The organism is Klebsiella sp. OBRC7 (genome assembly GCF_000293135.1).
Lineage (GTDB): Bacteria > Pseudomonadota > Gammaproteobacteria > Enterobacterales > Enterobacteriaceae > Klebsiella > Klebsiella michiganensis.
On sequence record NZ_ALNJ01000149.1, the window covers coordinates 59,623 to 74,274 of the forward strand.

Consider the following 14,652-nt stretch of genomic DNA (forward strand, 5'->3'; position numbering starts at 1 on the left):
AAATAAACGCCAATATGTTACACGCATCACTCTGAAATGTTTTTTTGATGTTACCAATAGCGCGATTGTTTGCTATATTGAGCGATATCGAACATTTGTGAGCTTAAACGAAAGTGTAAGAGGTGGCGAGCGTGGAAACCAAAGATCTGATTGTGATAGGGGGAGGCATCAACGGTGCCGGTATCGCGGCAGACGCCGCAGGGCGTGGTTTATCCGTACTGATGCTGGAGGCAAGCGACCTTGCCTGCGCCACATCCAGCGCCAGCTCAAAGCTGATTCACGGTGGGCTGCGCTACCTTGAACACTACGAGTTCCGCCTGGTGAGCGAAGCGCTGGCCGAACGTGAAGTGTTGTTAAAAATGGCCCCGCATATCGCCTTCCCGATGCGCTTTCGTTTACCGCATCGCCCGCACCTGCGTCCGGCGTGGATGATCCGCATTGGCCTGTTTATGTACGATCATCTGGGCAAGCGCACCAGCTTACCCGGCTCAACCGGGTTGCGTTTTGGCACAGAATCGGTACTTAAACCTGAAATCGTGCGCGGTTTCGAATATTCCGACTGCTGGGTTGACGATGCGCGTCTGGTGCTGGCCAATGCCCAGATGGTTGTGCGTAAAGGCGGAGAAGTGCGCACGCGGACCCGCGCCATCTCGGCAAAACGCGAAAACGGTTTGTGGATTGTCGAAGCCGAAGATATTGATAGCGGCGAGAAGTTTACCTGGCAGGCGCGCGGTCTGGTTAACGCCACCGGCCCGTGGGTCAAACAGTTCTTCGACGAAGGGATGCATCTGCGCTCGCCGTACGGTATTCGCTTGATCAAGGGCAGCCATATCGTGGTGCCGCGCGTGCACACGCAGAAACAGGCCTACATCCTGCAAAATGAAGATAAACGCATTGTGTTTGTGATCCCGTGGATGGATGAATTTTCCATCATCGGCACCACCGACGTGGAGTATAAAGGCGATCCGAAAGCGGTAGCGATCGACGACAACGAAGTTAACTACCTGCTGAACGTCTATAACGCCCACTTTAAAAAGCCTCTCACGCGGGACGATATCGTCTGGACCTACTCCGGCGTGCGCCCGCTGTGCGACGATGAATCCGACTCGCCGCAGGCGATCACCCGCGATTACACGCTTGATATCCATGATGATAATGGGCAGGCGCCGCTGCTGTCGGTCTTTGGCGGCAAGCTGACCACCTATCGCAAGCTGGCCGAGCATGCGCTGGAGAAACTGACGCCTTACTACAAAGGCATCGGCCCGGCATGGACCAAAACCGCGGTGCTGCCCGGCGGCGATATCGGCAGCGACCGTGACGACTACGCGGCGAAACTGCGCCGCCGCTTTTCGTTTATCAGCGAATCGATGGCCCGCCATTATGCCCGCACCTACGGCAGCAACAGCGAGCTAATCCTTGATAAGGCGACCTCACTGGACGATCTGGGTGAGCATTTCGGCCATGAGTTTTTTGAAGCCGAACTGCGCTATCTGGTTGAGCACGAATGGGTTCGTTCGCTGGATGACGCGATCTGGCGTCGCACTAAACAAGGTATGTGGCTGAATGACGAGCAGCAGGCGCGCATCAGCGAGTGGCTGGCGCAGCACGCGGGAAAGTCTGAGCTGTCGCTGGCGTCGTAACACCGCAAACAGTAACGGGGCCTGCGGGCCCCGTTTTTTATGACTAATCCGTTACAAGCGTACCGGATCGATATGCCAGATATGGTCGGCATACTCTTTAATCGTGCGGTCAGAAGAGAAGTAGCCCATATTGGCGATATTCAGCATCGCTTTATTGGCCCACTCCTCCGGATGACGGTACAGCTCATCCACCTTATCCTGACAATCCACGTAGCTACGGTAATCCGCCAGAACCTGATAGTGGTCGCCGAAGTTAATCAGCGAATCCAGCAGGTCACGGTAGCGTCCCGGCTCCGATGGGCTGAACAGGCCGGTGCCGATCTGCGTCAGCGCCTGGTGCAGCTCTTCATCCTGCTCATAGTAATCACGCGGTTTGTAGCCGTTAGCCCGCAGGGCTTCAACCTCTTCCGCCGTATTACCGAAGATAAAGAAATTATCCGCCCCGACGTGCTCCTGCATCTCAACGTTAGCCCCGTCCAGGGTACCGATGGTTAACGCGCCGTTAAGCGCGAACTTCATGTTGCTGGTACCGGACGCCTCCGTCCCCGCCAGCGAGATCTGCTCGGAGAGATCCGCCGCCGGAATGATCAGCTGCGCGAGGCTAACGCTGTAGTTAGGAATGAACACCACTTTCAGCTTATCGCCAACGTCCGGATCGTTATTCACCACCGCCGCGACGTCATTGATTAAATGAATAATATGCTTCGCCATGTAGTAAGCCGAAGCCGCCTTGCCGGCGAAGATATTCACGCGCGGCACCCACTCGGCGTCGGGATCGGCCTTAATGCGATTGTAGCGGGTGATCACATGCAGCACGTTCATTAGCTGACGTTTGTACTCGTGAATACGCTTGATCTGCACATCGAACAGGGCTTTCGGGTTGACCACCACGTTAAGCTGCTGGCCGATGTAGTTCGCCAGCCGCTGCTTGTTTTCCAGCTTGGCCTGGCGCACCGCCTGGTTAACCTTAGGAAAATCAATATGCTGCTCCAGCTCCTTTAACTGGCTTAAATCCGTACGCCAGGTGTGGCCGATATTTTCATCCAGCACTTTCGACAGCGGCGGATTCGCCAGCGCCAGCCAGCGGCGCGGAGTGACGCCGTTCGTGACGTTGGTAAAGCGCATCGGGAAGATTTTGGCAAATTCGGCAAACAGCGACTCGACCATCAGCCGGGAGTGCAGCTCCGACACGCCGTTGACCTTGTGGCTTACCACCACCGCCAGCCACGCCATGCGTACGCGACGCCCGTTAGACTCGTCGATAATCGACGTACGGCCCAGCATCGCCGTATCGTTGGGATACTGCTCCTGCAGGGTCTTCAGGAAGTAGTCGTTAATCTCGAAAATAATCTGCAAATGACGCGGCAGGATTTTACCCAGCATATCGACGGGCCAGGTCTCCAGCGCTTCGCTCATCAGGGTATGGTTGGTATAGGAGAAGACCTGGCAGGTCACCTCGAACGCCTCATCCCAGCTAAACTTATGCTCGTCAATCAGCAGGCGCATCAACTCCGGAATCGACAGCACCGGGTGCGTGTCGTTGAGGTGAATCGCGATTTTGTCCGCCAGATTGGCGTAGGTTTTATGCAGCTGGTAGTGACGGCTGAGGATATCCTGCACCGTCGCCGACACGAGGAAATACTCCTGGCGCAGGCGCAGCTCGCGCCCGGAATAGGTGGAGTCATCCGGATAGAGCACCCGCGACACGTTCTCGGAGTGGTTTTTATCTTCCACCGCCGCGAAGTAGTCGCCCTGGTTGAATTTACCGAGGTTGATCTCGCTGCTGGCCTGCGCGCTCCACAGACGTAGCGTGTTGGTAGCGTCGGTGTCGAAACCCGGGATGATCTGATCGTAAGCTTCGGCAATAATCTCTTCGGTCTCCACCCAGCGGGAATATTTACCTTCCTGCTGAATGCGGCCGCCGAAACGCACTTTGTAGCGCGTATTGTGGCGCTCGAACTCCCACGGGTTGCCGTACTCCAGCCAGTAGTCCGGGGACTCTTTCTGCCGACCGTCAACGATATTCTGCTTAAACATCCCGTAGTCGTAGCGAATACCGTAGCCGCGGCCCGGCAAACCCAGCGCCGCCAGCGAGTCGAGGAAGCAGGCAGCCAGACGACCAAGACCGCCGTTGCCCAGGCCCGGGTCGTTCTCTTCGTCAATCAGCTCTTCAAGATTCAGCCCCATCTCTTCCAGCGCGCTGTTCACATCCTCATAAATACCGAGCGATAGCAGCGCGTTGGACAAAGTACGGCCAATCAAAAACTCCATCGACAGATAGTAAACCTGACGCACTTCCTGAGAGAGCTGCGCCCGGTTTGAACGCAGCCAGCGCTCGACCATGCGATCGCGAACGGCGAACAGCGTGGCGTTGAGCCATTCATGCTTGTTAGCGATAGCCGGATCTTTGCCGATGATAAACATCAGCTTATAAGCAATAGAGTGCTTTAACGCCTCAACGCTCAGGGTGGGTGATGAGTAGCTAAAAGGTACATTCATAGCTTTGGCTCCTGGTTACAGCAAGCGTTGATAAAGTTCGCGGTAAGAATTTGCGGCAACCTGCCAGCTAAAATCCATATTCATCGCCTGACGCTGGACGTAGCGCCAGAGCGACGGGCGCGACCACAGGACGAACGTGCGTCGAATAGCCCGCAGCAGCGACAAAGCGTTGCTATCTTCAAAAACAAAGCCGGTAGCCAGACCGTCGGCGAGGTTCTCCAGCGAGCAATCGGACACGGTATCCGCCAGTCCGCCGGTACGCCGCACCAGCGGTAGCGTGCCGTACTTCAGGCCGTACAGCTGGGTTAAGCCGCACGGTTCAAAACGGCTGGGCACCAGAATCACATCGGCGCCGCCCATAATGCGGTGCGAGAAGGCTTCATGGTAGCCAATCTGTACGCCGACCTTGCCCGGATGCTCGGCCGCGGCGGCCAGGAAGCCCTCCTGCAGTACCGGATCGCCCGCCCCCAGCAGCGCCAGCTGACCGCCCTGTTCCAGCAGGCCCGGCAGCGCCTCAAGCACCAGGTCCAGCCCCTTCTGGCTCGTCAAACGGCTGACAACGGCAAACAGCGGCGCTTTGTCATCCACTTTCAGCCCCATGGCGATTTGCAGCTGGCGTTTGTTTTCCGCTTTTTCTTCCAGCCGATCGCGATCGTAGCGCGCGGCCAGCAGCAGGTCGCTTTCCGGATTCCAGATATGGTCATCCACCCCGTTGAGGATCCCGGAGAGGCGGCCCTCATGCTGCCGCTGACGCAGCAGCCCTTCCATGCCGTAAGCGAACTGCGGCTCGGTGATTTCGCGCGCATAGGTCGGGCTGACCGCCGTGATATGGTCGGCGTAGTAAAGCCCCGCCTTCAGAAAGGAGATCTGGCCGTTAAATTCAAGGCCATGAACGTTGTAGAACGACCACGGCAGCTCAATGTCGTTCATATGCCACGAGTAGAACATCCCCTGGTAGGCCAGGTTATGCACCGTAAAGACCGACTTAGCCGGGTGGCCGCGCGCCGCCAGGTAGGCCGGCGTCAGGCCCGCATGCCAGTCGTGGGCGTGAACAACGTCAGGGCGCCAGAAAGGATCCAGGCCGCAGGCCATCTCGCTACCGACCCATCCCAGCAGCGCAAAGCGCAGCACGTTGTCGGTATAGGCGTGCTGATTGGTATCGTGGTAAGGGCTCCCTGGGCGATCGTAGAGATGCGGGGCATCAATCAAATAGATGCCCACGCCGTTAAAGTGACCGAACAGCAGAGTGATGCGCCCGGCAAACGTCTCGCGGCGCGTCACCACCTGCGCATCCGTCACGCCGCGGCGGATATCAGGAAACGCGGGCAGCAGTACGCGCGTGTCGACGCCCCCGGCAATTTGCGCTGCAGGCAGCGCGCCGATCACATCCGCCAGTCCACCGGTTTTTAACAGCGGGAACATCTCTGAACATACATGTAATACCTGCATTAGCGCTCCTGTGGATACCCCAATTTCCGCAGCATGTCGCGGGTGACCAGCACGATACCTTCCTCCGAGCGGTAGAAACGGCGTGCATCCTCTTCCGCGTTCTCCCCGACAACCATACCTTCCGGGATCACGCAGGCGCGGTCAATAATGCAGCGACGCAGGCGGCACGAACGGCCAACCCAAACCTCTGGCAACAAGACTGCCGAATCAATATTACAGAATGAATTCACCCGCACGCGCGGGAACAGCACCGACTGCACAACCACCGATCCGGAGATAATACAGCCGCCTGAAACCAGCGAGTTCAGGGTCATCCCGTGGCTGCCCGAGCGGTCCTGGACGAATTTTGCCGGAGGCAAAGGCTCCATATGGGTGCGAATTGGCCAGTTCTGATCGTACATGTCCAGTTCCGGGGTCACCGAAGCCAGATCGAGGTTGGCTTTCCAGTACGCTTCCAGGGTGCCGACATCACGCCAGTAGGGCTCAGACTGCGGATCGGACTGCACGCAGGAGAGCGGGAAAGGATGTGCATAAGCCATGCCAGCTTTGGTGATTTTCGGAATGATGTCTTTACCAAAATCGTGGCTGGAGCTTTCATCGCTGTCGTCTTCTTCCAGAAGCTCATAAAGGTAATCCGCGTCAAAGACATAGATACCCATACTCGCCAGCGATTTGCTGGCATCGCCCGGCATCGCAGGCGGATTAGCCGGTTTTTCGACGAAATCGATAATCTTATCGCTCTCGTCCACCGCCATGACCCCGAACGCCCGTGCTTCTTCAATAGGCACCGGCATACAGGCCACGGTGCAACGCGCGCCTTTTTCGACGTGATCGATAAGCATGCGCGAGTAGTCTTGTTTGTAAATATGGTCGCCCGCGAGGATAACGACGTACTCCGCCTTGTAGCGACGAATGATGTCGAGGTTCTGCGTCACCGCATCCGCCGTGCCGCGATACCAGTTTTCCCCCTGCATCCTTTGCTGGGCGGGCAGCAGGTCAACAAACTCGTTCATCTCTTCATTGAAGAACGACCAGCCGCGCTGGATATGCTGCACCAGCGTATGCGATTGATACTGGGTGATGACGCCGATGCGTCGAATGCCTGAGTTAATACAGTTAGATAACGCAAAATCGATAATGCGGAACTTGCCGCCGAAATGGACAGCAGGTTTCGCGCGTTTATTGGTCAGATCCTTCAGACGGGTACCACGTCCCCCGGCAAGGATCAGCGCAACGGATTTGATCGGCAACTGACGCGCCAGCATCAATGGATCGTTCTTTTCTACCCCAACCATAATTAACTCCTTTTTTACTCCCCAGCTTGCCTGCCCTTCTCGTCGCGCCGCCGCTTCGAGACCAACCGGAAGCCCCGAGGTTACGACCTTTGAAATACGCACACTCCGTGCGCGGGCCCATGCCAGACAGCTATAGTGACCGGATTATCCTCTCCGGCGAAAGGTGGAATGGCGCGCCATTCCCCCGCGGGTAAAACCATCTCTGCCACCTCGGCGGTGGCGTTGAGCGCCATCAGCCAGCGATCGGACAATATGATCTGCATACGCGGCGCACCGTGCTGCCATTCATCGGCGGACAGTGGCTGCGCATGTTGGTTTAACCAGCGAACGCTGCCGTCTCCCTCCTGCCACCAGCGATTCTCGGTTAAAGCCGGAACGCGCTGGCGCAGATGAATCAACGCGGCGGTGAACGCGGTCAGCCCGCGGTTAGTATGGTTCCAGTCCAGCCAGGTCAACGCATTGTCCTGACAGTAAGCATTGTTGTTGCCATGCTGGCTGTGACCATGTTCGTCACCCGCCAGCAGCATCGGCGTTCCCTGCGCCAGCAGTAGCGTCGCCAGAAGGGCGTGAACGCTGGCACGGCGCCGTTCAATTACGGCAAGACTCCCTTCTAATCCTTCTATACCATGATTGTTGCTGTAGTTATTGTTAGTCCCATCGCGATTCTCCTCCCCGTTTGCCTCATTATGTTTCTGATTGAAACAAACGCAGTCGCGCAGGGTGAAACCATCGTGCGCGGTGACCAGATTAACCGCCGCCGAAGGCGCTCTACCGTTACGCTGAAAAACGTCGCTGGATGCGGCAAAACGCTGAGCGAAGTCGCCCAGCGAGACGTTCTGCTGCAGCCAGAATCGACGCGCGGTATCGCGGAAATGGTCGTTCCACTCGGCGAACAGCGGCGGAAAGTTACCCACCTGGTAGCCGCCCGGGCCGATATCCCAGGGTTCCGCGATCAGCTTGACCTCCGCCAGACGCGGGTCGTTACGGATGGCCTCAAACAGCGGCGCATCCTGACGAAACGCCGGCGTCCGCCCCATCACCGAGGCGAGGTCGAAACGAAAGCCGTCAACGTGGCACTCGTCAACCCAAAAGCGCAGGCACTGGCGGGCATACTCCACCACGCCGGGGTGGCTGAGGTTGAGGGTGTTCCCGCAGCCGGTCCAGTTGTGGTAATCGCCGTCTTCCCTGATCCAATAATAGCTACGGTTATCGATTCCGCGCAGGGAGAAGGTCGGCCCTTCCAGGTCTATCTCCGCGCTATGGTTCAGCACCACGTCAAGGATCACTTCGATGCCCGCCGCGTGCAGCGCTTTTACCGCATCGCGAAACTCGTTTAACGCCTGCTTCGGCGCGCTGGCGTAGCGCGTGTCGAGGGCGAAAATCGCCAGCGGGTTGTAGCCCCAATAGTTGCTTAACCCCATCCGCTGAAGGCGCGGTTCGCTGGCGAACTGCGCCACCGGCATTAACTCTAGTGCAGTAATGCCCAGCATGCGGAAGTAATCGATCATCACCGGATGACCGAGCGCTTTATAGGTACCGCGGATATTCTCCGGCAGATCGGGGTGCAGATACGTCAGCCCCTTGACGTGGGCTTCATAAATCACCGTCTGGCCCCACGGCGTGCGCGGCGGCTTATCGCCGCGCCAGTCGTAATGCAGATCGATCACCCGCGACTTCGGCGCTATCGCCGCGCTGTCGCGATGATCGGGAACGCGATCGCCGCCGTGGAGACGTTCATCATCAGGCAACCCGCCGTCTACCTGATGGCAGCAGGGGTCAAGCAGCAGCTTCGCCGGGTTGAAGCGGTGCCCTTGCGTTGGGTCCCAGGGCCCGTGGACGCGGTAGCCGTAGCGCAGGCCAGGCCCGACATCGGCGAGCCAGCCGTGCCAGATATCGCCGCTGCGCGCGGGCAGGTCGACGCGTCGCTCATTGCCCTGCTCGTCAAACACGCAGAGTTCAACCCGCTCCGCATAGGCGGAAAAGAGCGCGAAATTCACGCCCTTACCGTCGTAGCTGGCCCCTAAAGGCGCGGGCTTTCCTGCCGTGAGTGCGATCATTGCGCCTCCCGCACCAGCCACACCGTCGCCAGCGGCGGCAGCGTAATGGAGAGGGAGTGTTCACGACCGTGGCTGGCGATCGGGTCGCTCTCAACGACGCCGCCGTTGCCGGTGTTGCTCCCGTGGTAATGCATGGAGTCGGTGTTGAGCTCTTCACGCCAGCGGCCGGGCTGGTTGATGCCAAAACGATACTCATGACGCGGGACCGGGGTGAAGTTGCTGGCGACGATAATTTCGTTGCCCGCCCTGTCGCGACGAACAAAGATAAATACCGAACGCTCATGGTCGTCCACCACCAGCCATTCGAAGCCGTAGGGATCGAAATCCAGCTCGTGCAGCGCTTTATGGTGACGATAGGTATGGTTAAGGTCGCGCACCAGCCGCTGGACGCCGTGGTGCCAGTTATCGCCACCTTCCAGCAGATGCCAGTCGAGGCTTGCGTCGTGGTTCCATTCGCGCCCCTGAGCAAACTCATTGCCCATGAACAGCAGCTTTTTACCCGGGAAGGCAAACAGCCAGCCGTAGTAGGCGCGCAGGTTGGCGAACTTCTGCCATGCGTCGCCCGGCATGCGGTCGAGAATCGATTTTTTGCCGTGCACCACTTCATCATGAGAGAGCGGCAGGACAAAGTTTTCGGTGTAGTTGTAGAGCATACCGAAGGTCATCTTGTCGTGATGATGACGGCGATGCACCGGGTCCAGCTTCATGTAGTCGAGGGTGTCATGCATCCAACCGAGGTTCCACTTGAACCAGAAACCCAGCCCGCCGGTGGAGGAAGGACGGGAAACGCCGGGAAAATCGGTCGACTCTTCCGCCATGGTTACCGCGCCCGGCGTCTGTTCGCCCAGCACGCGGTTGGTATTACGCAGAAATTCAATCGCCTCCAGGTTTTCCCGGCCGCCGTACTCATTCGGCACCCACTCGCCCTGTTTGCGGCTGTAGTCGCGATAAATCATCGACGCCACCGCATCAACCCGCAGCGCGTCAATGCCGAAGCGTTCGATCCAGTACAGCGCATTGCCGACCAGGTAATTGCTGACCTCGCGGCGGCCGTAGTTATAAATCAGGGTGTTCCAGTCCTGGTGGTAGCCTTCGCGCGGGTCGCTGTGTTCATACAGCGAGGTGCCGTCAAACGAGGCGAGCGCAAAGTCATCCGCCGGAAAATGGCCAGGCACCCAGTCCAGAATAACGTTAAGCCCCGCGGCGTGCGCGGCGTTGATAAAGTAGCGGAAATCCTCCCGGGTGCCGAAGCGGCGGGTGGGCGCGTACAGCCCGGTCGGCTGATAGCCCCAGCTGCCGTCAAACGGATGCTCGTTAACCGGCAGCAGTTCGAGGTGGGTAAAGCCCATCCATTTGGCATACGGGACCAGCTGGTCAGCAAGCTCGCGATAGCTCAGCCAGAAGTTATTATCGGTGTGGCGGCGCCAGGAGCCGAGGTGTACTTCATAAATCGAGATCGGCGCATCAAACTGGTTAGCCTGTTTGCGCTCCGGCGGCTGCGCGATCTTTTCCGGCAGCCCGCAGATGAGCGAGGCGCTCTCCGGGCGCATTTGCGCTTCAAAAGCGTAAGGGTCGGATTTCACCCGCAGGTTGCCGTGGGCATCGATAAGCTCGAATTTATACAGCTGGCCGTTCAGCGCGCCGGGAACAAACAGCTCCCAGATGCCGGACTCTTTGCGCAGGCGCATCGGATGACGGCGGCCGTCCCAGTAGTTGAACTGGCCGACAACCGATACCCGGCGGGCGTTAGGCGCCCAGACCGAGAAGCGCGTGCCGACCACCCCGTCCATGGTGTCGGCATGCGCGCCCAGCGTCTCATAAGGACGCAGATGCGTGCCTTCCGACAGTAGCCAGACATCGAGATCCTGCAACAGCGGACCAAAACGGTACGGGTCATCAATCAGGTTCTGCTGCCCGTGCCAGGTGACGGCCAGCTGATAGCGAAAAGGATTTTTGCGACGCGGCAGAACGCCGCAGAAGAAACCGCGCGAGTCGAGGCATTCCAGCTTGCCGACTTTGCGTCCGGTTTTTGGTTCAATGACCCACACATCGGTGGCATCGGGTAATAATGCACGAACTTCCAGCCCGGCGTCGGCGTAATGCATGCCAAGCACGGAGAAAGGATCCGCAAAATGGCCGGCGATAAGCGCATTAATCACGTCCTTATCAATACGATTAGACATGGTTTCATCCTGTTGTAGGTGTCGCCCTTTCCTGTATCCGGCGACTTTTTTTGACCTGAACGGCGCAGCACGTTATGCGTCCCCCTGCTCCGTCCCACCTTCAGGTAAGGAGACATCGTGGCTCCTTACTTAAAGCATAGCCAAGGCTGAGTTACCTCCGTTGGGAAAAATCTAACATTCGCGTTTACTCCTTGTATTACGCAAAAAAAAGGGGTGTTTCAACACCCCTTTTTTCATCTTGTGACGACTACGCCAGCTGTCTTAGCATGCGGCGGAGCGGCTCGGCGGCCCCCCACAGCAGCTGGTCACCAACGGTGAAGGCCGACAGATACTCCGGCCCCATGTTCAGTTTACGCAGGCGACCCACCGGGGTGGTCAGGGTGCCGGTAACGGCAGCCGGAGTCAGCTCACGCATGGTGATATCACGATCGTTCGGTACCACTTTGGCCCACGGGTTATGCGCGGCCAACAGTTCCTCAACGGTCGGAATAGAAACATCTTTTTTCAGCTTGATGGTGAACGCCTGGCTATGGCAGCGCAGCGCGCCAACGCGAACGCACAGGCCGTCTACCGGAATCGGTGAGGCGGTCGCGAGAATTTTGTTGGTCTCCGCCTGGCCTTTCCACTCTTCACGGCTCTGGCCGTTATCCAGCTGTTTGTCGATCCATGGGATCAGGCTGCCCGCCAGAGGAACGCCAAAGTTGTCTACCGCCAGCTCGCCGCTGCGGGTCAACGAGGTGACCTTGCGTTCAATATCCAGGATCGCGGAAGCCGGATCCGCCAGCTCAGCCGCAACATGGCTGTGCAGCTGGCCCATCTGGGTCAGCAGCTCGCGCATATGCCGCGCACCGCCGCCGGAAGCCGCCTGATAAGTCGCCACGCTAACCCACTCAACCAGATCCTGAGCAAACAGGCCGCCGAGAGACATCAGCATCAGGCTGACGGTACAGTTGCCGCCGACAAAGGTTTTCACGCCGTTGTTCAGACCTGCGGTAATGACGTCCTGGTTCACCGGGTCGAGAATGATGATGGCGTCGTCCTTCATGCGCAGCGAAGAGGCCGCGTCAATCCAGTAGCCCTGCCAGCCGCTTTCACGCAGCTTCGGGTAAATATCGTTGGTGTAATCGCCGCCCTGACACGTGACAATGATGTCCAGCGCCTTCAGCGCTTCCAGATCAAACGCATCCTGAAGCGTGCCACCGGTACTGCCACCAAAAGATGGAGCAGGCTGCCCCAGCTGAGAGGTGGAGAAAAAAACAGGGCGAATGGCGTCAAAATCGCGCTCTTCAACCATGCGTTGCATGAGGACAGAGCCGACCATTCCGCGCCAGCCGATAAAACCAACATTTTTCATAACGTATTCCTGCGAGGTGTGTGCTGTTTGTTCCAGGCCAGTTTCCTACTGGTTAGTCCTTCACATTACAAAATGCAGCTAAAGTCGCAAGTGAAATTAATCAATGATTGCGAGGCAATCAGTAACGCAGCTAATTTTGCCTGATGGCCGCCGTCACTGGCACCCCGGGATACCCGAATAATTATCAGGGAATTTACATTGTGAAGGGAATATTTTCCGCCGCTATTTTATTGATCCGGGTTATGAATTTCAGCAGAAATTCGGTTGTTTTACTCTTACTGTCCAAACCGGTAAAGCCAAGCGTAGCATGGGTTTGTGAGCCATATGACGTTTGTCGTATTTCTGGTAGTGGCAGATCGGGAGAGGGGTAAAGCTAAGGGTTTTCGATATAAGTAGAGCGGAAAATTAACCCGGCATCGCCTCGCTCCGCCGGGTGTTTCACTTTGTCGTTTAACTCAACAGCGTAAACGCAATCATGCCGACAATCGCCCCGACGGTGCCGAGGATAGTTTCCATCATCGTCCAGGTCTTCAGCGTTTGCGCTTCGGTCGCGCCGGTAAACTTACCGAACAGCCAGAAGCCCGCGTCGTTAACGTGGCTGACGACGATAGAGCCGCCGGCGATGCAGATAGAAAGCGCCGCCATCTGCGCGCCGCTGTAGTGCAGCTGTTCGATAACCGGCATCACCAGCCCAACGGCCGTCAGGCAGGCAACGGTCGCGGAGCCCTGAATAATACGCACCGCCGCCGCCAGCACGAAGCAGGTGATAGCAATCGGCAGGCCCATACCGGTCAACGCTTCGCCGAGGGCAGGACCGACGCCAGAGTCGACCAGCACCTGTTTGAACACGCCGCCCGCACCGATGACCAGCAGGATAATGCCCGCAGGCTGGAGCGCATGACCGCAAATCTCCATCACCCGATCCTTGGCCATCCCCTGACGTACCGCCAGGCCATAGATAGCCACCAGGCACGCCACCAGAATCGCGGTAAACGGATGGCCGATAAACTCAAACCATTCGTAGGCGGTAGAGCCTTCCGGCACAAAGCGCGCGGCGATGGTTTTCAGGCCAACCAGCACCAGCGGCAGCAGAATCAGCGACAGGCTGAAGCCGAATGACGGCATTTTGCCTTCGCCGAGGTGCGGCTCGCTAATATCGTCCGGAATGTGCAGCTCAACGTAGCGGCTGATAAAGTTACCCCACAGCGGTCCGGCGATAATCATCCCCGGGATCGCGGCGCACAGGCCAATCAGGATCATCCAGCCAAAGTCGGCGTGCATCTGCGAGGCCAGCAGCATCGGCGCAGGCCCCGGCAGCAGGAACGCGGCCGCAGCGGCTACGCCAGCAAACAGCGGGATCACCAGCTTCACCAGGTTGGTGCCGGTGTGGCGCGCCATTGAGAAAGCCACGCTGATCAGCAGCACAATCGCCACTTCGAAAAACAGCGGCAGCGCGCAGATAAGGCCGGCCAGACCTATCGCATAGTGGGCGCGACTATGGCCGAAAGATTTCAGCATTTTGACAGCAATCTGGTCGACCGCGCCGGTTTCATGCAGGATCTTCCCGAACATAGCCCCCAGCGCGACGACGATAGCCAGAAAGCCCAGCGTGCCGCCCATGCCTTTTTCCATCGTCGCCGCAATCTTGTCCTACGGCATTCCGGAAAAAAGCCCTGCTCCAATAGAAACCACCATCAAAGCCACGAAGGCATGCATACGCGCCTTCATCACTAAAAACAGCAGCAGCAAAACGGAGCCGACTGCTGTTAAAACAAGCGTTAATGTACTCACTATTTACTGCCTTTGTTGATCACCTCAATGGTGCTGGCGACCACGCCTTCCAATGACTGGTCGATATCGACGATTAAAACATCGTTTTCATCCGCGCCCGGTTCCTGCAGCGTTTCAAACTGCGTGACCAACATCTGGGTTTTAAAAAAGTGGCCTTTACGCGCCTTCAGACGTTGTTCGATAACCTCGAAATCGCCTTTCAGGTAGATAAAAGAGAGGTTCGGGTTACCTTTACGCAGGATGTCGCGGTAGCTCTTTTTCAGCGCGGAGCAGACAATCAGCGACACTTTATTGGTACGCTGCATAGCAAACGCGGCATCGTTCAGCGCCTGCAGCCACGGGGTGCGGTCATCGTCATTTAACGGTTCGCCGGAAGCCATCTTG

8 protein-coding genes and 1 pseudogene are annotated in these 14,652 nt (G+C 57.7%); 1 reads left to right on the forward strand and 8 read right to left on the reverse strand.

Annotated features, from left to right (window positions below; all coding sequences use genetic code 11):
- Window positions 1-131: 131 nt before the first annotated feature.
- Entirely contained in the window at window positions 132-1,640 is a 1,509-nt protein-coding gene (gene glpD / locus HMPREF1144_RS29155; protein WP_004854978.1) for a glycerol-3-phosphate dehydrogenase, read from the forward strand.
- A gap of 51 nt (window positions 1,641-1,691) precedes the next feature.
- On the opposite strand, the gene glgP is transcribed toward glpD, so the two are convergent.
- From glgP to HMPREF1144_RS29195, 8 genes and pseudogenes are all read right to left on the reverse strand, one after another.
- Window positions 1,692-4,139, reverse strand: coding sequence for a glycogen phosphorylase (glgP, locus tag HMPREF1144_RS29160; protein ID WP_009654838.1), 2,448 nt, complete (start codon window positions 4,137-4,139; stop codon window positions 1,692-1,694).
- A 15-nt stretch (window positions 4,140-4,154) separates the two neighbouring features.
- Window positions 4,155-5,588 (reverse strand): glycogen synthase GlgA, encoded by a 1,434-nt coding sequence (glgA, locus tag HMPREF1144_RS29165; protein WP_004854984.1) that lies wholly within the window; start codon window positions 5,586-5,588, stop codon window positions 4,155-4,157.
- A complete protein-coding gene (glgC, locus tag HMPREF1144_RS29170) occupies window positions 5,588-6,883 on the reverse strand; it encodes a glucose-1-phosphate adenylyltransferase (RefSeq protein ID WP_004106488.1) in 1,296 nt (431 codons plus the stop codon). The genes glgA and glgC overlap by 1 nt, the downstream gene beginning before the upstream one ends.
- An 80-nt stretch (window positions 6,884-6,963) precedes the next feature.
- The gene (glgX, locus tag HMPREF1144_RS29175) at window positions 6,964-8,940 is read right to left on the reverse strand and encodes a glycogen debranching protein GlgX (protein WP_004854987.1); all 1,977 of its coding nucleotides are present in this window, start codon (window positions 8,938-8,940) and stop codon (window positions 6,964-6,966) included.
- Complete coding sequence (glgB, locus tag HMPREF1144_RS29180) at window positions 8,937-11,123, reverse strand: 1,4-alpha-glucan branching enzyme (protein ID WP_004854989.1); 2,187 nt, start codon at window positions 11,121-11,123, stop codon at window positions 8,937-8,939. Before glgB ends, glgX begins: the two co-directional genes overlap by 4 nt.
- A gap of 247 nt (window positions 11,124-11,370) precedes the next feature.
- Window positions 11,371-12,477: an aspartate-semialdehyde dehydrogenase gene (gene asd / locus HMPREF1144_RS29185; RefSeq protein WP_004854992.1), complete on the reverse strand. Its 1,107-nt coding sequence runs from the start codon at window positions 12,475-12,477 to the stop codon at window positions 11,371-11,373.
- A 450-nt stretch (window positions 12,478-12,927) separates the two neighbouring features.
- Window positions 12,928-14,268, reverse strand: a pseudogene (gene gntU, locus HMPREF1144_RS29190) (gluconate transporter).
- Window positions 14,268-14,652: gluconokinase, GntK/IdnK-type (locus HMPREF1144_RS29195; RefSeq protein WP_042928746.1), on the reverse strand; the 385-nt coding region annotated here is incomplete at its 5' end. The pseudogene gntU and the gene HMPREF1144_RS29195, both read right to left, overlap by 1 nt.

Coding starts and splice junctions, on each gene's coding strand:
- glgC (WP_004106488.1), bottom strand. CDS start 6,883: ATGGTTGGGGTAGAAAAGAACGATCCATTGATGCTGGCGCGTCAGTTG.
- glgP (WP_009654838.1), bottom strand. CDS start 4,139: ATGAATGTACCTTTTAGCTACTCATCACCCACCCTGAGCGTTGAGGCG.
- asd (WP_004854992.1), bottom strand. CDS start 12,477: ATGAAAAATGTTGGTTTTATCGGCTGGCGCGGAATGGTCGGCTCTGTC.
- glgX (WP_004854987.1), bottom strand. CDS start 8,940: ATGATCGCACTCACGGCAGGAAAGCCCGCGCCTTTAGGGGCCAGCTAC.
- glgA (WP_004854984.1), bottom strand. CDS start 5,588: ATGCAGGTATTACATGTATGTTCAGAGATGTTCCCGCTGTTAAAAACC.
- glgB (WP_004854989.1), bottom strand. CDS start 11,123: ATGTCTAATCGTATTGATAAGGACGTGATTAATGCGCTTATCGCCGGC.